Here is a 20,497-nt window from a genome sequence, read left to right as displayed (position 1 = left end):
GTGATCAAAAGATAACCAACAAGGAAAATATATAGAAAGAGAAGAAAAAAGCTAACTGACTTTCATTACTTAAGGCAAGTTAGCCTTTAATCATCGACGATACAACCTATTCAGTAATCTATTGATTAATCACAGGTTAACTTCTTCTATAATCTCTCTTTTATGAGATAGACTCTTTTCAGTCTATCCAAAGAGTTTAATAATTTTTTTGAGTCCGGCAATTAAACGATCGACATCTTCACTACTATTGTAGACTCCAAAAGAGATTCTTGCGGTCGCCGGCACATCCATTCTTCGCATTAAAGGTTGTGCACAATGATGCCCTACACGAATGGCAACCCCTTCATGATCTAATAATGTTCCAATATCATGCGGATGAATCCCCTTAACAACAAATGAGATAACACCAACCTTCTCTTTAGCTGTACCGATCACTCTTACCTCTGGGATTTGCGCTAACTGCTCCATCGTATAATCAAGCAGTGCATTTTCATGAGAAGTAATAGTCTCAAACCCCACACTCTCGACCCATTCAAGAGCTTTTCCAAAAGCAATAACCCCTGCAATATTAGGCGTTCCTGCCTCAAATTTATTGGGTAGTGGTGCAAATGTTGTCTTTTCAAAAGTGACAAGGTCGATCATATCTCCCCCTGTCTGATAGGGTGGCATCGCTTCTAATAACTCTCTTTTACCATAGAGAATGCCAACACCGGTGGGTCCATAGAGTTTATGGGCGGAGAAAGCATAGAAATCAACATTAAGCTCAGTGACATTCAGAGGCTGATGAACAGCACCTTGCGCACCATCAATCAGAACCTTAGCACCCATTTTGTGCGCCTCATCGATAATCAATTTTACATCGTTAATCGTTCCTAACACATTTGAGACCTGCGTTACAGAGACAATCTTGACACGATCACTTAACATCTCCAAATAGCGATCGAGTAGAAGTTCCCCTTGATCATTAATAGGGATCACTTTGAGCTCTGCACCTCTCTCTTCACAGATCATCTGCCAGGGAACAATATTCGCATGGTGTTCCATCTCTGAGATAATTACTATATCTCCCGGTGTTAAAACTTTTCGCCCATAACTTTGAGCAACTAAGTTGATGCTCTCAGTGGTTCCTTTTGTAAAGATAACCTGACGAGAATCCTCTGCGCCAATAAACTGACGAACAACATCACGGACCAACTCATATTCTTGAGTTGATTTTTCACTAAAGTAGTAGACCCCGCGATGAATATTGGCATAATATTTTTCATAAACCTCTCTTTCGGCATCGATCACCACTTGAGGTTTCTGTGCAGAAGCGCCGGTATCTAAAAAAGCTACCTGCGTTCCTTTCACCGTTTCATTAAATATAGGGAACTGTTGACGAATTTCTGGCAATGCGATCATGCGATACCTCTGCTGATGATTTTTGATTTAGAGTTTAAAAGATTCCATTTTTAAAAAATTCTATTTAAAGAGGAGTTGTAGGTAGAGATACAAATAACTATAAAAACCACAAAAATTATAGCGCTTATAAGTCTTACTCATCTTTCAAAAATAAATAGACCCTCGATAAAGACTATTCCTTTCGATAATAAAAGGGCTATAACCGGTGCCAGCAAAGGGTGATGCCGGTGATAGTTATAGCCGCTCTTTATACCAAGATCGAGAAGGTGATACCTTTACATACTTTCATATCAACTATTTTAGATAATTGATATCACCTCTATCCTACTGCCCCACTACTATCACTACATCAATTGTTCAATATCTTTATCTAATTGATGATGGAGCCACGCACTAATCGATTTTGACTCAATTGACTCTAGAATCTCCACGGCATAAGCGCGAATTAAGATCCGCTTTGCTTCAGCATCAGAAATTCCTCGTGTACGTAGATAGAAGAGATGATCTGGATCGATAAAGCCCACGGTCGCACCATGTGTACAACGAACATCATCAGCATAGATTAGTAATCGAGGAATGGTAAGTGCTCGAGCCCCATCATTGAGGAGTAACGAACGGGTCATCTGATCTGCATTGATCTTTTGCGCATCTTGATAGACATGAATCTGTGCATCAAAAATAGATTCCGCACGATCTTTTAAGATATTTTTGACCTGTTGACGACTTTCACAATTGGCAACTCGATGGTCCATATCGACAATATGGGAGATATGCTCTCTTCCTTCTGCGATATTTAAGATATTAAGATCAGTAAAAGCATCCTCACCATTCATATGGAGATGAATATCAGATCGAGAGATCTCTCCTTTTGCTTGATAGCTCATATAATGAACATGACTCTTCTCTGCCTGTTCAGAGGTGAAATCAAAGAGAGAAGATCCTTTAGCGCCATTAAGCCCTGCTCGAACAAACTCTACTTTTGCCTCAGAAGCGATATCCGCATGAACTTTTCCTAAGTTAAGGTAGTGTCCTTCTCCTGCTTCAACTAGAAGTAAGGAGATATCTGCCGCCTTCTCAATCGTAATATCGATATTGAAATCGATCTGAGTCGCCTGATCTTTAGCATCAGAAAAATGGTAAATCACGATTGGGCGATCGATCTTTGCCCCTTCCACCACTTTAATTTCTAATCGTTGCTCGGTTCCACGTACCAGTAATCCTTCCGGTAACGTCAACTCGCTGATCCAACGAACACTGACCTCTCCATTATAGATCGGCAGAACAACACCATTTTCAGGTAAAACTTCTGTAATAGGGGCGGCTGTTTCACGTGAAACAGGAGCCTTCCAATCAACAGAGATCACTTTTCGTAATGGGGTATCTCTAAACCGCTCTTTTGAAGCATTCTCTTTATATACTGTTAGCATTGATCTCTCCTTACTTATGAATACGAGTTCCGCCAGCTTCTTCACCACGGAAGGCAACGTAACCCTCTTTTTCGAGCTCTAGTGCTAACTCTTTACCACCACTTTTCACAATCTTGCCATCGGTCATTACATGGACGAAGTCTGGTTGGACATAATCGAGCAATCTTTGATAGTGCGTAATCAAGAGAAAGCCACGATTTTGATCTCTCAATGAGTTAATCCCCTCAGAGATTACACGAAGCGCATCAATATCGAGTCCTGAATCGGTCTCATCAAGAACCGCTAATTTAGGCTCAAGCACTAACATCTGTAAAATTTCATTACGCTTCTTCTCACCACCAGAGAATCCAGCATTCACAGCTCTCTTTAAGAAAGAGGCATCCATTTTCACCGTCTTCATCTTCTCTTGTAGAAGCTCATAGAATTCTAAAGCGTCAACTGCTGCTTCACCACGAGATTTACGAATTGCATTGAGTGCACTTCTTAAGAAGTAGTGATTGTTGACTCCTGGGAGCTCAGCAGGATATTGAAAACCTAAAAAGATCCCCATCTGCGCGCGCTCATCTGGATCCATCTCTAAGATACTCTTACCTTCAAAGAGGATATCGCCTTCTGTAATCTCATAACCCTCTTTCCCAACAATAATATTGGCTAAGGTGCTCTTTCCTGAACCGTTAGGTCCCATAATTGCATGGACTTTTCCCGCTTCAATATTTAAGGTCACGCCCTTAAGGATCTCATTGCCATCTACTTCTACATGTAAATTGATAATCTGTAACATATTTCTACTCTCGTTATTAATTTTGTAATCGTTATTTCTGACGCCATTCTCAACAATCATGATGACGCTACACTATTTAGTCCCAACTTAACCTACGCTGCCTTCTAATCGTAGCTCGATCAGTTTTTGAGCCTCAACTGCGAACTCCATCGGCAATTCATCAAAGATCTCTTTACAGTAACCATTGACAATAAGGTTGATTGCATCCTCTTCAGTGAGTCCACGTTGCTGGCAGTAGAAGAGCTGTTCTTCGGAGATTTTTGAAGTCGATGCTTCATGCTCTACTTTTGAGCTTGAGTTACGAACATCGATATAAGGGAAAGTATGCGCTCCACACTTATCTCCCATTAAGAGAGAATCACATTGAGAATAGTTGTGTGAGCCGGTCGCATTAGGTCCGATTCTCACCAATCCTCGATAGGAGTTTTCTGAATAACCTGCAGAGATCCCCTTAGAGATAATGGTGGAACGAGTATTTTTACCAATATGGATCATCTTCGTTCCGGTATCTGCTTGCTGACGATCTTTTACAAGTGCAACGGAGTAGAATTCACCAACAGACTCATCCCCTTTTAAGATGCAGCTTGGATATTTCCAGGTGATCGAAGATCCGGTTTCAACCTGAGTCCAAGTAATCTTCGATTGGAATCCTTCACAGATCCCCCGTTTTGTTACAAAGTTATAGATCCCCCCCTTGCCCTCTTCATCACCGGGATACCAGTTCTGAACTGTTGAGTACTTAATCGTTGCTTTCGCTTTTGCAACTAACTCAACGACTGCCGCATGGAGTTGATTCTCATCTCTTTGAGGCGCGGTACATCCTTCAAGATAGGAGACATAACTTCCCTCATCTGCCACAATCAATGTCCGCTCAAACTGCCCTGTATTTGAAGCATTGATACGGAAATAGGTGGAGAGCTCCATCGGGCAACGTTTTCCTTTTGGAATATAGACAAAGGAACCATCGGTAAAGACCGCCGCATTAAGAGCTGCAAAGTAGTTATCATCATGAGGAACGACTGAACCTAAATGTTCTCTGACCAGCTCAGGATATTCCTGAACCGCTTCACTAAAGGAGCAGAAGATAATGCCCTGCTCTAATAAACGATCCTTATAACTTGTTGCTACTGAAACAGAGTCAAATACCGCATCTACAGCAACACCGGCTAAAATCTTCTGCTCTTCGAGAGGAATCCCTAAACGTTCATAAGTATAGAGAAGCTCTGGATCAACTTCATCTAAGCTCTTGGGTCCATCTGCCATCGACTTAGGAGCTGAGTAGTAAGAGATTGCCTGGTAATCGATTGGATCAATATTGAGATGCGCCCAATCGGGAGATTCCATCTCTAACCATGCACGATAAGCGGTTAAGCGATACTCTAACAACCACTCAGGTTCATTCTTAATTTGGGATATTTTACGGATGACATCTTCATCTAATCCCGGTGGAAGGGTTTCTTGCTCGATTTCAGTTGTGAAGCCATACTTATACTCTTCACCGGCAAGCGCCTCAATTCTATCTTTTTCTGTTATTTCTGCTGTCATAATCGTTCTATTTTATTATCTTAAAAAATTAGTTTATAAGAGATCTATCACATTCATTTCTGCTTTTAGATCACTCGGTGAGCCGAGAAGAGATAGCAATGTCACCTCAGAAAAACTCTTATAGAGTTGCTGATTGATCACTCGCCAATGCGGTGCTAATTGACAATCTATCGCTTTATCACAAGGATTCTCAAGATCATTACAAGCATTCATCGCAACGGGTCCTTCAATTGCCTCAATGACATCAAGTAACGTAATCTCCTCAGGAGACTTCTGTAATTGATATCCTCCATAAACGCCTCTTGTTGATGTTAAGAGCTCCGCTTTTACAAGAAGCTTCAAAACTTTACTCACCAAAGAGACATTTAGATCACAGATCTCCGCTAGCGTTGATGCACTCATTCTCTCTTCTCTTACCGCAAGCTTAGTAAGAACAAGTAAGGCATAATCTGTTTCTCGGGTAATTCTCAATGTTAAGACTCTCTAAAAATAAATATAGGACTAATATAGTACCATATTAGTCCTAATTCAAATTTGTTTTGATAATTACAGCTTCTACCTGGTATTTGACTCGATTAATTTCGTTCAATCAAGCAATGCTTCACCAGAGAAAAAGATGTTAAAATTTTACAGATTTAAACGCATTTTTACCGGCATAAACCGCTTTATCACCTAACTCTGCTTCGATACAGATTAAACGATTATACTTAGCAACACGGTCAGAACGGCAGAGTGAACCCGTTTTAATCTGAGTCGCTACAGTTGCAACAGCAATATCTGCAATTGTGGTATCTTCTGTCTCACCTGAACGATGGGAAACAACAGAAGTGTATCCCGCTTCATCTGCCATATTAATAGCATCGATGGTCTCTGTTAAAGTTCCAATCTGATTAGGCTTAATTAAAATAGAGTTTGCGATACCGCGCTTGATCCCTTCTTGTAGGATTTTTGTATTAGTTACAAAAAGGTCATCCCCAACAATCTGAACTCGATCACCAATTTTTTCAGTTAAAATCGCCCAACCATCCCAATCTTCTTCATCCATTCCATCTTCAATGGTAATGATAGGATAACGATTCACCCAATCTTCTAAGAAGACAGCAAACTCTGCTGAAGTAAAGCTCTTATTCTCCGATGCCAAAACATATTGCCCATCTTTATAGAATTCTGAAGCTGCAATATCTAAGCCTAAAAAGACATCTTTCCCAGCTTCATAGCCTGCACGCTTAATCGCCGTCATAATCACTTCTAAAGCTTCTTCATTAGAGCCAAGATTAGGGGCAAACCCGCCCTCATCACCAACACCTGTCGCTAACCCTTTCTCTGTCAAGACTGTGCGCAATTCATGGAAGATTTCAGCACCACAACGGATCGCTTCTGCGAAGGTAGGAACACCAACAGGTAGGATCATAAATTCTTGAACATCAACAGAGTTGTCAGCATGAGCTCCGCCATTTAAGATGTTCATCATTGGGACAGGAAGTGTGTAGCTCTCGCGCTCAGCTAAGTAACGATAGAGAGGTAAGCCTTTCTCATTGGCGGCTGCATGCGCACAAGCAAGAGAGACACCTAATAAAGCATTAGCACCTAAATTTGATTTATTATCAGTACCATCTAATTTTAATAAGATCTCATCAATATTTTTCTGATCAGATACTTCAACACCTTTCAACGCTTTTGCGATTACGCCGTTGACGTTCTCACATGCACGCAATACACCTTTACCACCGTAACGCTTTTGATCTCCATCACGAAGTTCAACCGCCTCTTTTGCCCCTGTAGAGGCGCCACTTGGTACAGCTGCAGTACCTGATACACCCGACTCTAAAGTAGCTTTTACCCATACGGTTGGATTACCGCGTGAATCAAGAATTTCTCGTGCAATGATCGAGTTGATTGCTGACATAAATTTCTCCAAATAGATATTATAAAAAAGCAAAAGGCGTAACTACAAAATAGCTACACCTTCCTATTATTTATTGTTATCACTCAAATTTCAACTTGAGAAGATAATCGTTCCAAAAACGATCGAAAACAATCTCTATCGAGAGCTTATTTTACATCACGAATCTTTGGACCGATATAACGTTGACGTGGACGACCAATCTTCATATGAGGATCAGAAATCATCTCTGCCCAATGGCTAATCCAACCACTTGTACGTGCGATTGCGAACATTGGTGTAAACATCTCAACAGGAATTCCTAATGCTTTATAGATAATACCTGAGTAGAAGTCCACGTTCGGATAGAGTTTACGCTCTACGAAGTACTCATCTTTAAGCGCGATCTCTTCAAGTTTAACCGCAATCTCCATCAATGGATCGTTACCATATTTCGCCAATACTTCATCAGCGATACCTTTAATGATACGTGCACGTGGGTCGAAGTTTTTATAAACACGATGCCCAAAGCCCATTAAACGGAATGGATCATTCTTATCTTTTGCTTTTGCAATAAATTTATCGATATTGCTAACATCACCAATCTCTTCTAGCATCACAAGAACTGCTTCGTTCGCACCACCATGTGATGGTCCCCATAATGAAGCAATACCTGATGCAATCGCTGTAAATGGATCTGCACCTGATGAACCTGCTAAACGTACAGTTGAAGTTGATGCATTTTGCTCATGGTCTGCATGAAGCGTAAAGAGCACATCAATTGCTTTTTCTGCAACCGGATCTACTTCATAATCAGCACAAGGCGTTGAGAACATCATCTGTAAGAAGTTTCCTGCATAGGAGAGATCATTACGCGGATAACGGATCGGCTGACCTTGACCATGCTTATAACAAGCTGCCGCAATCGTTGGCATTTTCGAGATTAAGCGATGAGCAATAATCATGCGATGCTCTGGATCGAAGATATTCATTTTATCATGGTAGAAACCTGCCATTGAAGCAACTGATCCTACTAACATCGCCATTGGATGAGAGTCATAGCGGAATCCTTGAAGGAAACTCTTCATATTCTCATGCATCAAAGAGTGAGTCATGATGATCTCTTTAAACTCTTTTGATTGTGCTTCATCTGGAAGCTCTCCGTTCCAAAGAAGATAAGCAACATCAAGATAATCTTTCTTCGCTGCTAACTGCTCGATAGGATAACCACGATAGAGTAACTCACCCTTCTCACCATCGAGATAGGTAATTGCACTCTCACAACTTGCTGTAGAGACATATCCTGGGTCATAGCTAAACATCGACATTTCATTGTTTAACTTCGCAATATCAATAACAGAGTTACCATAAACAGAATCCAAAATTGGAAAATCTGCTTCATGTCCTGTTCTATTATTTCTAAAGGTGACAGTATCTTTTGTACTCATACTAATTTCCTCCAGCTTTCGGTAATTCCCCCCATTAATGGAGTGATTACTTCAGCTCTATTTTAATAAAAACTCAAACTTGAGATGAATAATATTGTTCGACCATCTTAGTACATAAACAATTATTTTAAAATAGCCACAACCGTTCCTCGGTGATTCATTTTTCTAATCGCGCTAATAGTGCACGATTGATATCGGTAATTAATTGTGGTCCTTCATAGATAAAACCACTATAGAGTTGCACCAAAGCGGCGCCTGCATCCAGTTTATCTAAAGCATCTTGAGCCGTCATAATCCCACCCACACCAATAATGGGAAATCGCCCTTGACTCTCTTTCGCTAAAAAGCGGATCACTTCTAAAGATCGCTCTGTTAAAGGGGCACCACTTAATCCTCCCGCTTCGGATTTCAGCGGAGATTGAACACCTTCTCGCGAGATCGTTGTATTTGTAGCAATAATACCGGCAATTTTTGACTCATCAACAATCTCGACAATCTCTCTCAGCTGATTTTCTGAAAGATCGGGAGCTATTTTAAGCAGAATCGGTTTGGGATTTTGATATTTCTGATTTTCACTTTGCAATCTATTGAGAAGTTCAAGTAGAGGCTCCTTCTCCTGCAAATCTCGTAAATTAGGGGTATTTGGAGAACTCACATTTACAACAAAATAATCGACAACATCAAATAGTCTCTGAAAGCAGGTTAAATAATCCTCAACAGCACGCTCATTGGGCGTCGCTTTATTTTTGCCGATATTACCACCGATAATCAATCGATGTTGCCGTTTCTGTAATCGGAGATAAGCGGCATCGACCCCATCATTATTAAATCCCATTCGATTAATAATAGCGCTCTCCTCAACAAGACGAAAGAGCCTCTTTTTAGGATTTCCTGGTTGCCCTTTGGGAGTAATCGTTCCGATCTCCACAAAAGAAAAACCCAATTCTCCTAATGCTTGATATAACTTTGCATCTTTATCAAACCCGGCAGCTAGACCAACCGGATGACGAAAAGTGAGTCCTAACACCTGCCGTTGAAGCCGAGGATCTTCATTGATTTTCTCTCGATCAATAAGTCGTTTTTTTAAAAAGGGGAATGCCGTTAATGCCCTAATTCCCCAAAAAGAGAGATGATGTGAGCATTCAGGATCCAACTTAAAGAGTAGTTTTTGAATAATTTTTTTTATCATCAGCACAATCTTTACCATTCTGTTTGCAATATTATGCGCCTATTTCTAGACAAAGCTAGCGATAAGAGAAAATTGTTACCACTAAGAGATTATAAAGAACTCAATCCTTAGCCCTAGATTATCGGTAATAAGCATAAGCGCTATCGACCTCAATCTCGACCTATTTTTCAAACCCCCATATTTTTCCCATAAAAAAAGCATCTCAATGAGATGCTCTTTCTAAAATCCTAATAGCGTTATATTCACTAATATTAATATTAACGGCCATATTTCTTACGGAAGCGATCAACACGACCTTCCGCATCAAGAATATTTTGTTGACCTGTGAAGAATGGATGTGACGCAGAGGTTACTTCCATACGCGCTAATGGGTATTCGTTACCATCAGTCCATACGATTGTATCTTTAGTTGCGATAGTTGAACGTGTTAAGATCGCAAAATCACTCGATGCATCTTGAAATACTACAGGACGGTAGTTGATTGTATTTTCTTTTGACATAATATTTTATCCATTAATTAATGTTTATCTATTGGCCTACTTCTCTAATGCCCATTTAGATTCGTCAATCTAAATGCTTGACGCATTAAAAAAATAATCAAGACGGGAATTTTACTGTAAAGAGCGCGCTAATGCAAATCTATTACGCATCCCACTACGCTCTTTCGATCACTTTCAGGGGCGTTACCCTTTCATCATCTGGAAAAATTCAGCGTTTGTCTTTGTCTCTCTCATCCGTTCGAGCATAAATTCAGCAGCTTCAATCTCATCCATTGGGTGAATCAATTTGCGGAGAATCCACATTTTCTGTAACTCTTCAGGTCCCATTAAGAGCTCTTCACGACGAGTGCCTGAACGATTAACATTGATCGCAGGGAAGATCCGTTTTTCAGCAATACGGCGATCTAACTGAATCTCTGAGTTCCCCGTTCCTTTAAACTCTTCAAAGATTACCTCATCCATCTTCGAGCCAGTATCAACCATTGCTGTTGCAATAATGGTCAAACTCCCCCCATTTTCAATATTACGAGCAGCACCAAAGAAACGTTTAGGGCGATGGAGTGCATTAGCATCAACCCCACCAGAGAGCACCTTACCTGAAGAGGGAACCACAGTATTATAAGCGCGCGCTAAACGGGTCATCGAATCGAGCAAAATCACCACATCTCGACCATGTTCTACTAATCGACGAGCTTTCTCAATCACCATTTCAGCAACCTGTACATGGCGAAGCGCTGGCTCATCAAAGGTTGAAGCAACAACATCCCCTTTTACTAAACGCTGCATCTCTGTTACCTCTTCGGGACGCTCATCAATTAAGAGCACCATCAGATATGCTTCAGGATGATTAATTGCTATCGATTGAGCGATATTTTGCATCATAATCGTTTTACCCGCCTTAGGTGGCGCGACGATCATACTTCTCTGCCCCTTACCGATGGGGGCAACAATATCAATTAAACGTGCGGTAATATCTTCACTCGAACCATTTCCTAACTCCATTTTTAAGGGCTCATTAGGATGAATCGGTGTTAAATTTTCAAAAGCGATTTTACGACGATTTTTACTTACCGGCTCATAGTTAATCTCATTAACTTTAACTAAAGCAAAATATTTTTCATTATCCTTAGGCGCCCGAATAACACCAGAAACGGTATCGCCCGTTCGTAAATTGAAGCGTCTTATTTGAGAAGGGCTGATATAGACATCATCGGGCCCTGCTAAGAAGGAGCTATCTACCCCTCTTAAAAAACCGTATCCATCATTAAGGACTTCAAGCACCCCATCACCAATAACCTCACCCCCCTTTTCTGCTTGTTCTTGTAAAATGGCAAAGATGAGCTCATGCTTTTTCGCCCGCATCAGACCCTGGATATTCATTTCTTCGGCAATATCTACTAGCTCTTGGGCTGTTTTTTGTTTTAGTTCTGTTAGATTCATAGATTGATTTTATAAAAAGTATAAGAGAGGATTCTAAAATTCTTTTTAGAATAGATAAGATATGTTTATTTTGTAGATCAATAGGGGACGCGCCCTCGCATTTCCTTAAAGGCCTCAACTCTGAGTTGGGCTCCTAATAGAGAGAAATGGATAGATGATTTATTATTAGCGAAAGTTTATGCTTTATCTCCGTCCCGTGCAACTTTATTTCGATATTTAGTGATCAAGGCCTTTAAAACCTCAATCCCTATGGGTAGTGCTGATATAAAGACAATTCCAAGAACAATAAGGGAGAAATTTTCTTGAACAATTTGGGTCTGACCAAAAAAGTAACCAGCCCCCAACATGCTCCCGGTCCAAAGGAGTGCTCCCACAATATTATAAGTTCCAAATCGACGATAACACATCCGACTAGCCCCTGCAACGAATGGTGCAAAAGTACGTACGATAGGGATAAATCGCGCTAAAATAATGGTCTTGCCTCCATGTCGCTCATAAAACGCCTCCGTCTTCTCAAGATATTTTAACTTAAAGATCTTCGCATCACGCCGAAAAGGCTTAACACCTAGATGATGCCCGATCTGATAATTCACCGCATCACCGATAATCGCCGCAACCAACAAGGTGCCAAATAGGATCCAGATATTCATCAAGCCGGCAGCCGCGAGCGCCCCTGCCGCAAAGAGTAGCGAATCTCCCGGGAGAAAAGGGGTAACCACCAACCCCGTTTCACAAAAAACAATTAAAATTAAGATCCCATAGATCCAATACCCATATTGAGAGATGATCACTTCAAGATAATCATCCACATGTAGAAATATATCTACCACCTGCATCAACCAATCCATTACCCTATTGCCTCTCTGCGAACTAGATACTCTAGACGCTCTACCGTTTCTTCTCTTAAATTTAAATAATAATGTTGCTATATAATGATGCTATTGCTAACTACTATAGCGCTGTACGATCGACAGGATGAAGTTGCATCTCAAAAAGACGCCAACATTGATCCATTTTTCGTGCTAAGGAGTGGTCATGCGTCACAACAATCAGCGCTGTACCGATCTCATCATTGATCTCACACATCAGATCAAAGATTGCATGAGCATTCTCTTCATCAAGATTTCCCGTCGGCTCATCTGCAAGAACCGCTGAAGGTTGAGTTACTAGGGCTCGTGCAATCGCAACACGCTGCCGCTCGCCTCCCGATAATTTTCCAGGATGATGAGTTAATCGATGCGCTAATCCTACTCGATTTAAAAGCTGTTCTGCCTCATGACGCGATTTTGCAATACTCTCTCCACCGATCACTAAAGGGAGTGCAACATTATCGAGCGCAGTAAACTCCGGCAGAAGGTGGTGAAATTGATAGATAAAACCGAGATAGCGATTACGAAGATATCCCCGCTTTGCTTCTGATAGGCGATTAAAGTGCTCTCCATTGAGATAGATATCACCACTTGTGGGTTGATCTAATCCCGAGATAATATGCATCAATGTACTTTTGCCGGCACCTGAGGCACCAACAATGGCAATTCGATCCCCTTTATGGATCTGAAAGGTAAGATTTTGAAAGATCACAATCTCACTCTTTTGATCGATAAACTTCTTTGAGATATCTCTTACATCTAAAACGATCGATCCATCTTTACTCATAACGTAGTGCCTCCGCAGGTTGTGTTCTCGATGCCTTCCAAGCAGGATAGAGTGTCGCAACACTCGCTAATAGAAAGGCGATGCCGGCAATTGTGGCAACATCTGAGAAGAGTACAATTGAGGGGATCTCCGAAATAGGATAGATACTCGGCTCAAAGAGTGTTTTTCCAACCATCTTTTCAATCCATCGCACAATATCTGCCACATTAAAAGCGATCAAAAGTCCTAAAATAATGCCTATCAATGCGCCAAAGAATCCAATAAATGTTCCCTGAACCATAAAAACAGCCATAATGTGGCGCGGGGGCATCCCCAGTGTTCGTAAAATCGCAATCTCTGAACGTTTCTCTGTAACCACCATTACCAACATCGACACCACATTAAAGACAGCAACGGCAACGATAAGACTCATAATCAAAAACATCGAGATCTTCTCAATTTCAATCATCTTAAAAAGTGCCGAGAATTGATTAACCCAGGTATAGACAGAGTAGTTTCCTTCAATCTCAGGTTTTACTTGTAGATAGTAGGCGGTCTCACGCGCCTTCATAGGATCTTCTAGCTGTAGACGAATCCCGGTGATCGCGTCTTTAGGTAGGCGATAGAGCGTTGCCGCATCTTTTAGGTTAACGAAGATATTACTAATATCATATTCATAGATCCCGGCCCGAAAAAAGCCAACCACCTTTAAACGCTTCATCCGTGGAGAGACGCCGGCAACAGTAACATTAATATCAGAGGTGACCAATGAGAGATAATCTCCAATTGAGAGCCCTAAGCGACTTGCCATATCTCGGCTAATTAAGACGCCAAAAGGGGTCTCATCAAGAAGCTCGAAGCTTCCTTCCACATAGCGACCTGTTGTAGGATCTTCTGTTGTAATAGTATTAGCAATAGCAGATACTCGCGCTTCATAACGGGGGTCGACACCATATACCTGCACCGGCAACATAATTCCCGATGAATTGACTAACCCCTGCCCTTCAATAAAGGGGGCGCTTCCAACCACATTGCGCTCACCCTCTGATAATGTCATCAAAGGCTCCCACTCTTCAATATAACCCTTCTGATCGCTGACAATCTGATTATGAAAAGCCATTGCAATGCTCCGCTCGGCAACCTCTTTCTGAAAGCCATTCATCACCGAAAGAACTACAATCATGGTCATTACACCGAGGGCAATGCCGCCAATTGAGACAAAAGAGATAAATGAGATGAAGTTATTTTTACGCTTTGCCGCAGTATAACGTAATCCCATAAATAGGGGTAAAGGTCTAAACATAATGGTTGATCTTTATTAATCTCAAGATAATAGGAAAATTTAGTATAAAGGAATTTGTGCCTTAAGGCGCTTTTATCCCCTTTGATAGTGACCTTAATAGAGTCTTAATTAAGAGGCTTAGTTATACAACTAACGCCTCTTCCTCTACCGTTGTCGCCTCTTTAAAGAGAGTCTCTAATTCGGGAAGCGGAGGTAAATCACGAAGTGATTTTAGATTAAGATCATCAAGTAATTGATCGGTAGTACCATAGAGCATCGGTCTTCCCGGCACCTCTTTTCTTCCTACCACTTTGATCCAATCTCGTTCCTCTAAACTTCGAATAATATTACTACTGACCGAGACTCCCCGTACCGCTTCAATATCACCCCGCGTGACCGGTTGCTCATAAAGAATAAGCGCTAATGTCTCAAAAAAGGCGCTACTAAAACGTTGCTGCTTTGCTTCAAAGAGCTTTCCCACCCACTTAGAAAAGCGAGAAGGAACCTGAAAACGCCAACCTGATGCAACCTCAACTAGCTCAATTCCCCCTTGCGCTTCACGATAGTTAGCCTCTAATGTAAAGAGGGCACGAATAATATCGCTCTCACTATAATTCTCTTCATCCAATATTGTTAAGATCTCTTTAAGGGAGAGAGGGACGTCCGATGCCATCAAGATCGCTTCCAATAACGCTATTAATTCCTGTTCATAATCATTCATGATTTTTGCTAATCTTCTCTATCTAATCGTTAAGGGTAATCCTGTTAAGAGCAATCAACTATTTAATCAATTATTAATCGGCTCTATTAATTCTATTAGCGTTCTATTAATTAGTTATGCCAATCGACTTCATAAGCCGATTTCATAATAGACTGCTATCTATAGCACGCTCCTATAGTACGCTCATTAAAGGAGCTCTATTATCGCACTCTTGCAACAGCACTTAAAGAGAGAAGACGTTTTCCAGAGATAGCAAAAGCAACACGCCGAATTGCATTCCAAGGATTCTCCTTAATCTGCCCTTTGATTGCCTGATCGATCTGTACCACCATCTTCATAATATTACGCCAGCGACGAAGATTGAGACGACTCAATGCCTGTTGATAGAGGGGCTGTTTATTACGCCAAACTTTTGATAAGACTTGACGCATATTCTCCCCCTGCTCTAAAGAGAAGAGCATCTCACCTAATGTTGCGATCTCTTTTTGCAAAAGAAAGTTCACCAATGTTGCCGGCTCACCCTCATCCTCAAAAATGGTGATAATACGATTAATGCGATCAACATCACCAGATAATATGGCATCACTAAGATCAAAAGCGATAAATTTAGAGCTCTGTGTTAAGGCAGAACGCAGATTCTCTGCATCGATCTTCTTATCGCCATAGTAGAGCGCAAGATAATCGAGCTCTTGAATCACAGAGAAGAGGTTTCCTTCATTATTTTGGGCTAATAGATCGACAGCATCCTTCTCTAGATGGAGATTTCGTCGCTTTGCTTCATTAAAGATCCAACCTGGAAACTCATGCAAACGTGGCGGATAGAGAATAGAAACAATCCCCACCTTATCCACAGCATTAACCCATTTTGATTTCTGCTGAGCACTCTTAAGGAGCGGAATAGAGATGAGAAGAAAGAGATCTTCTTGAGGGGCATTAAGATAATTCTCAATCGCTATTTGCGCCTTGCGATCAGGTAGAGAGGTAAATCGTAACTCAATTATCTGCTTCTCTGAGAAGAGAGAGAGGGATTGCGTAGCATTAACAAAGAGCCCCCAATCAAAACGATTATCAACCTCTAGAAGAGTTCGCTCATTAAATCCATTCTCTCGATAAAATGCACGAACCTGATCGGCAAGACTCAAAGAGAGATAGGGTTCATCGCCAGAGATTAAAAGCGCTGCTATCCGCCCCATTCCCTTCTGAATCGTCGGTATAACCTCATATGAGTTTAATCGCATAGTTCCTTCAATATAGTGACTGATATAGAGAGAACATCAGTATACACATAGAGCTAAATAAGGGTCTATCATCTTCATCAAATATCCTTTAATCTAAAGTTGCTCTCTGCACAATTAGAAAAAGATATTTCCTATCTATTTACAACTAATATGTTGCATGCAACACTAATTTGAGAGTATGATTCAGTAAAGAATTGATCAAACGCTTGCATCTTACCATTGAATCCCTAGCGCAATCGTTACAAGTAATCGATAACGCTTCATGGCTCAAAGGTATAAGGGGCTGAAGATCTCATTAATCATGACCTTATCAATATTTTATTATCAATAATAACTCGACCCCATCATTGCTTTACCTTAGGGAGAAAAGTCGAGTAAGATAGCGGAGTTTTAAAAACTCTACTCTGGAGGATATTATGAAAAAATTTAGCTTAAAGAAATTGTTAATGGTGACGGCCTTCTCAACACTTTTAGTGGCCTGTGGCGATGATAAAGAGAGTGTTGCAGATAAAGGGGATAGCTTAGATACCCGCTTTGTGACCATTGCAACAGGGGGATCATCAGGCCCTTACAATATTATTGGTACAACGCTCGGTCAGATCTACTCAAAAACCTATGGCGTTAACTCAAAATCACAATCAACTGGTGCATCGATTCAGAATGTAAACCTTGTCAATCAAGGAAAGGCTGAATTAGCACTCACTATGAGTGATGTTTTAAGCCAAGCGGTTGCCGGCGAAGGTTCATTTAAAGAGCCCTTAGAAAACGTTGTACAGGTTGCGGCACTCTATCCAAACTATGTACAGATCGTCACCTCGAAAAAATCGGGAATCAAAACAATGGATGATCTTAAAGGTCGTCGCGTTGCAGTGGGTGATCTCAACTCAGGAACAGAGATGAATGCTCGCGCTCTCCTCAAAGGTCATGGAATTACCTATGATGATCTTCAGGTCGATTATTTAGGATTTGCCGAAGCGGTCGATGCACTTCGTGGCGGTAAAATCGATGCTGCAGTCTTAACAAGTGGTCTTCCAAATGCCTCAATTATGGAGCTTGAGCAAGGTTTTGATCTTCAATTAGTTGAGATTAGAAAACCGATGGTTGATGAGATTGCAAAAGATCAATCTTACTTCCTTTCAGCGGAGATCCCTGCAGGCACTTATGGCAATGCAGAACCTATTCCAACCGCAATTATTGTTAATGCTTTAGTGGCGCGTAAAGATTTGAGTGAAGATGATGTCTATAAATTGACAAAAACCTTCTTCGAAAGCCTCAATGATCTTGCAAACTCACATCAAGCCGCTAAAGGCATCTCTCTTGAGCATGCACAAGAAGGCTTAGTAGCACCGCTCCACCCAGGTGCTAAGAAGTACTATGATGAGCAAGCGGCAAAATAAGAGTAGAAGACGATCTCTTATCTTATTTGTAGTGGTGGTCATCATGGCGACCACTACTCTGCTTCTCTCAACCTTTATCCACTCGCAGCCTATCACCCTCATTATCACTGAAAATGGTCGCTGTAAAATTGAGTCACCGACCTTTACTCTCTCTTGGATTCACTCAGTGGATAAGACGCCTTGGATCGAATTTTACCAGCGTCAAGATGAGGGATTTATCTTAACCCATACAAAATTCAAAACGTTTGGTGCGGGCGTCCCCCATGACGGCATCGTACTCGATCGTAATGACGATATGATTCATTACCAAATCGATCACTTTATGCCGGAGATCAACTGGGTTGTTGATCGTGATGTCCGTTCTAGTCTCTATCTTTCTGAAGATCAACCTTGGGAGATTTATCGTGAGGTTGATCGTTATAGCGAAGTGGAATTTCGCAATAGATCTTTTAATTTTTGGCAACGTTTATCTATAAGGAACTGTCATGAGCCGCAATAATGCAGAAGCTTACCATATTGCAGATACCATCCCTGCCGACACGGAACAGATTTTAGAAAAATTTGATCGTGAATCGATAGTAAGAACACCAAGCAGCAAATATCTTCGGATCTTTATCTCCTGCTTTGCAATCTTCTATTCTCTCTTCCACCTCTGGACAACCTATAATCCCATGCCGGAGTTACTCTACCGGGCAACTCACGTAGCTGTTGGGATTTCGCTAGTTTTTCTAATCTACCCTACCTATAAGAAGCAATCTCGCGATAAGATCGCTTGGTATGATTGGGTCTTAGTTGCACTCTCATTTATCTCATTGGGATATCTCTTTACAGAGTATAATGCGATTGCAACTGTTAGAGGCGGAATCGCTAATAATACCGATATCTTCATGTCCATTATGACTATTCTCTTAGTGATGGAAGCCGCGAGACGTGTGATGGGATTGATTCTTCCAACATTGGTAGCAATCTTCCTCATCTACCCCTTTATCAGTAGCTATCACTTTATGCCGAGAATATTGCAGACGCGCCCTTTCGATCTAAGTGATATCTTTGGTCATCTCTATATCACAACCGAAGGACTCTACTCCTCTGCGGTAGGGGCATCAGTCTCCTTTATCTTCCTCTTTATCCTCTTTGGCGCATTTCTCAACAAATCGGGAATGGGGCAACTCTTTAATGATCTTGCACTCGCACTCGCAGGTCATAAACAGGGTGGACCGGCAAAAGTTGCGGTAGTGGCAAGTGGATTTATGGGAAGTATCAATGGCTCTGCTGTAGGTAACGTTGTGGGAACAGGGGTTTTTACCATTCCGATGATGAAACGAGTCGGTTATAGTAAAAACTTCTCCGGTGCGGTTGAGGCGAGTGCTTCAGTCGGCGGACAAATTCTTCCCCCTATTATGGGGGCTAGTGCCTTCATTATGGCGGAAACAACAGGGATCTCCTATGGAACAATTGCGTTAGCTGCACTCTTCCCTGCACTTCTCTACTACTTAGGCGTCATTGCTCAAGTTCACTTTAGAGCAGGAAAAGATAATCTTAAAGGGATTCCTAAAGCAGATCTTCCACGAGTTAAAGAGGTATTAAAAGAGCGAGGTCATCTCCTTCTTCCAATCTTCGCGCTTGTCTATTTCTTAGGCAATAATGTGCCTATCGCTTATGCTGCATTCAATACGATTGCAATTGCGATTGTGGTCAGTCAATTTAGAAAAACGACGCGCATGAGCTTTAAAAATATTTTAGAAGCATTAGAGGATGGCGCAAGACAATCACTCTCTGTTATGGCAGCCTGTGCTGTTATCGGGATTGTGATCGGTGTTTTAAGTCTCACCTCAGCGGCAACTGAACTTATCGGTTCTATTACCGGAACTGGAGAAGGGATGCTCTTTATGACCCTCTTCTTAACGATGATTGCATCGATGGTTTTAGGAATGGGATTACCTTCAATTCCTGCCTATATCATCACCGCAACAATCGCGGCACCGGCACTTGCAAATATCGGTGTTCCAACGATTGTCGCCCATCTCTTTGTCTTCTACTTTGGACTCTTTGCTAATATTACCCCGCCTGTTGCACTAGCATCCTTTGCCGGTGCCGGTATAGCCGGCGGCGATCCGATGAAGACAGGTTGGCAATCATTGAAACTCTCTGTTGCCGGCTTTATCGTTCCCTTTATGTTTGTCTATAACCCGGCAATGTTGATGATCGATACAACTGGATTACCGATGAATGCAACGGAATTCCCAATTCCCCCTATCTTCGATATGATCAGTATTACGATCACCTCCATTATTGGAATTACTGCATTAAGTGCTGCGGTTGAGGGCTATTTTAAATGTAACTTTAGCTTTATTGGGCGCATTATCTTAGCTGCTGGGGCATTGATGTTAGTCGTTCCTGAAACAGTAACTGACATAATTGGCGCAGTCATTGTTCTCTCAATTATCACGATCAATGTGAAAAAGCTTCCCATTAAGTTGATCAATAAAGGCGATAGTGCGCTTGCTTAACATCACGATCCATCTGATCAGATGAAATAATCAAATGATCGATTACAAGCGTAAATCGAAGTAGTAGCAGAAACTGAAACTGAAACAGGTACAGGAAGATA

The 20,497-nt window shown here is 41.3% G+C and carries 18 protein-coding genes; 3 read left to right on the top strand and 15 right to left on the bottom strand.

The annotated features are described in order from the left end of the window. Positions 1 to 183: 183 nt before the first annotated feature. The 15 genes from DC077_RS08070 to holA form a co-directional block, all read right to left on the bottom strand. Positions 184 to 1,401, bottom strand: a complete 1,218-nt coding sequence (locus DC077_RS08070; RefSeq protein ID WP_109201986.1) for an aminotransferase class V-fold PLP-dependent enzyme — start codon at positions 1,399 to 1,401, stop codon at positions 184 to 186. A 344-nt stretch (positions 1,402 to 1,745) separates the two neighbouring features. Further along, the gene (locus tag DC077_RS08065) at positions 1,746 to 2,828 is read right to left on the bottom strand and encodes a SufD family Fe-S cluster assembly protein (RefSeq protein ID WP_109201985.1); all 1,083 of its coding nucleotides are present in this window, start codon (positions 2,826 to 2,828) and stop codon (positions 1,746 to 1,748) included. 10 nt (positions 2,829 to 2,838) lie between these two features. Then, positions 2,839 to 3,609, bottom strand: coding sequence for a Fe-S cluster assembly ATPase SufC (gene sufC, locus DC077_RS08060; protein ID WP_109201984.1), 771 nt, complete (start codon positions 3,607 to 3,609; stop codon positions 2,839 to 2,841). 87 nt (positions 3,610 to 3,696) lie between these two features. After that, complete coding sequence (gene sufB / locus DC077_RS08055) at positions 3,697 to 5,154, bottom strand: Fe-S cluster assembly protein SufB (protein ID WP_109201983.1); 1,458 nt, start codon at positions 5,152 to 5,154, stop codon at positions 3,697 to 3,699. A gap of 33 nt (positions 5,155 to 5,187) precedes the next feature. Continuing rightward, entirely contained in the window at positions 5,188 to 5,625 is a 438-nt protein-coding gene (locus DC077_RS08050) for an SUF system Fe-S cluster assembly regulator (RefSeq protein ID WP_094568377.1), read from the bottom strand. Positions 5,626 to 5,773: 148 nt separating this feature from the next. Beyond that, a complete protein-coding gene (gene eno, locus DC077_RS08045) occupies positions 5,774 to 7,060 on the bottom strand; it encodes a phosphopyruvate hydratase (protein ID WP_109201982.1) in 1,287 nt (428 codons plus the stop codon). A gap of 146 nt (positions 7,061 to 7,206) precedes the next feature. Then, positions 7,207 to 8,484, bottom strand: a complete 1,278-nt coding sequence (locus DC077_RS08040) for a citrate synthase (RefSeq protein WP_109201981.1) — start codon at positions 8,482 to 8,484, stop codon at positions 7,207 to 7,209. A 157-nt stretch (positions 8,485 to 8,641) separates the two neighbouring features. Beyond that, positions 8,642 to 9,673, bottom strand: a complete 1,032-nt coding sequence (locus tag DC077_RS08035) for a quinone-dependent dihydroorotate dehydrogenase (protein ID WP_109201980.1) — start codon at positions 9,671 to 9,673, stop codon at positions 8,642 to 8,644. Between the two features lie 257 nt (positions 9,674 to 9,930). Next, positions 9,931 to 10,173 carry a type B 50S ribosomal protein L31 gene (locus tag DC077_RS08030; protein WP_094568381.1) on the bottom strand — a complete coding sequence of 81 codons (243 nt, stop codon included), beginning with the start codon at positions 10,171 to 10,173 and terminating at the stop codon, positions 9,931 to 9,933. Between the two features lie 183 nt (positions 10,174 to 10,356). After that, positions 10,357 to 11,613 (bottom strand): transcription termination factor Rho, encoded by a 1,257-nt coding sequence (gene rho, locus DC077_RS08025; RefSeq protein WP_094568382.1) that lies wholly within the window; start codon positions 11,611 to 11,613, stop codon positions 10,357 to 10,359. Between the two features lie 176 nt (positions 11,614 to 11,789). After that, positions 11,790 to 12,461 carry a DedA family protein gene (locus DC077_RS08020; protein WP_109201979.1) on the bottom strand — a complete coding sequence of 224 codons (672 nt, stop codon included), beginning with the start codon at positions 12,459 to 12,461 and terminating at the stop codon, positions 11,790 to 11,792. A 103-nt stretch (positions 12,462 to 12,564) separates the two neighbouring features. Next, the gene (gene lolD, locus DC077_RS08015) at positions 12,565 to 13,269 is read right to left on the bottom strand and encodes a lipoprotein-releasing ABC transporter ATP-binding protein LolD (RefSeq protein WP_109201978.1); all 705 of its coding nucleotides are present in this window, start codon (positions 13,267 to 13,269) and stop codon (positions 12,565 to 12,567) included. Beyond that, the gene (locus DC077_RS08010) at positions 13,262 to 14,551 is read right to left on the bottom strand and encodes a lipoprotein-releasing ABC transporter permease subunit (protein ID WP_109201977.1); all 1,290 of its coding nucleotides are present in this window, start codon (positions 14,549 to 14,551) and stop codon (positions 13,262 to 13,264) included. The genes lolD and DC077_RS08010 overlap by 8 nt, the downstream gene beginning before the upstream one ends. Positions 14,552 to 14,672: 121 nt before the next feature. Beyond that, the gene (gene scpB / locus DC077_RS08005; protein WP_109201976.1) at positions 14,673 to 15,251 is read right to left on the bottom strand and encodes an SMC-Scp complex subunit ScpB; all 579 of its coding nucleotides are present in this window, start codon (positions 15,249 to 15,251) and stop codon (positions 14,673 to 14,675) included. Between the two features lie 200 nt (positions 15,252 to 15,451). After that, complete coding sequence (holA, locus tag DC077_RS08000; RefSeq protein WP_109201975.1) at positions 15,452 to 16,489, bottom strand: DNA polymerase III subunit delta; 1,038 nt, start codon at positions 16,487 to 16,489, stop codon at positions 15,452 to 15,454. A gap of 416 nt (positions 16,490 to 16,905) precedes the next feature. On the opposite strand from holA, the gene DC077_RS07995 reads away from it, so the two are divergent. The 3 genes from DC077_RS07995 to DC077_RS07985 are packed head-to-tail and all read left to right on the top strand — an operon-like array spanning position 16,906 to position 20,396. After that, on the top strand, positions 16,906 to 17,886 hold the full coding sequence (locus tag DC077_RS07995) for a TAXI family TRAP transporter solute-binding subunit (protein WP_109201974.1): 981 nt from the start codon (positions 16,906 to 16,908) through the stop codon (positions 17,884 to 17,886). 43 nt (positions 17,887 to 17,929) lie between these two features. Next, on the top strand, positions 17,930 to 18,385 hold the full coding sequence (locus DC077_RS07990; RefSeq protein ID WP_157953515.1) for a DUF1850 domain-containing protein: 456 nt from the start codon (positions 17,930 to 17,932) through the stop codon (positions 18,383 to 18,385). Continuing rightward, a complete protein-coding gene (locus DC077_RS07985) occupies positions 18,372 to 20,396 on the top strand; it encodes a TRAP transporter permease (protein ID WP_109217920.1) in 2,025 nt (674 codons plus the stop codon). Before DC077_RS07990 ends, DC077_RS07985 begins: the two co-directional genes overlap by 14 nt. Positions 20,397 to 20,497: the final 101 nt, after the last annotated feature.

The organism is Ignatzschineria cameli (assembly GCF_003121895.1).
Taxonomy (GTDB): domain Bacteria; phylum Pseudomonadota; class Gammaproteobacteria; order Cardiobacteriales; family Wohlfahrtiimonadaceae; genus Ignatzschineria; species Ignatzschineria cameli.
The sequence above is the reverse complement of the archived record's forward strand: the minus strand, read 5'-3'. Positions and strand labels throughout refer to the sequence as shown.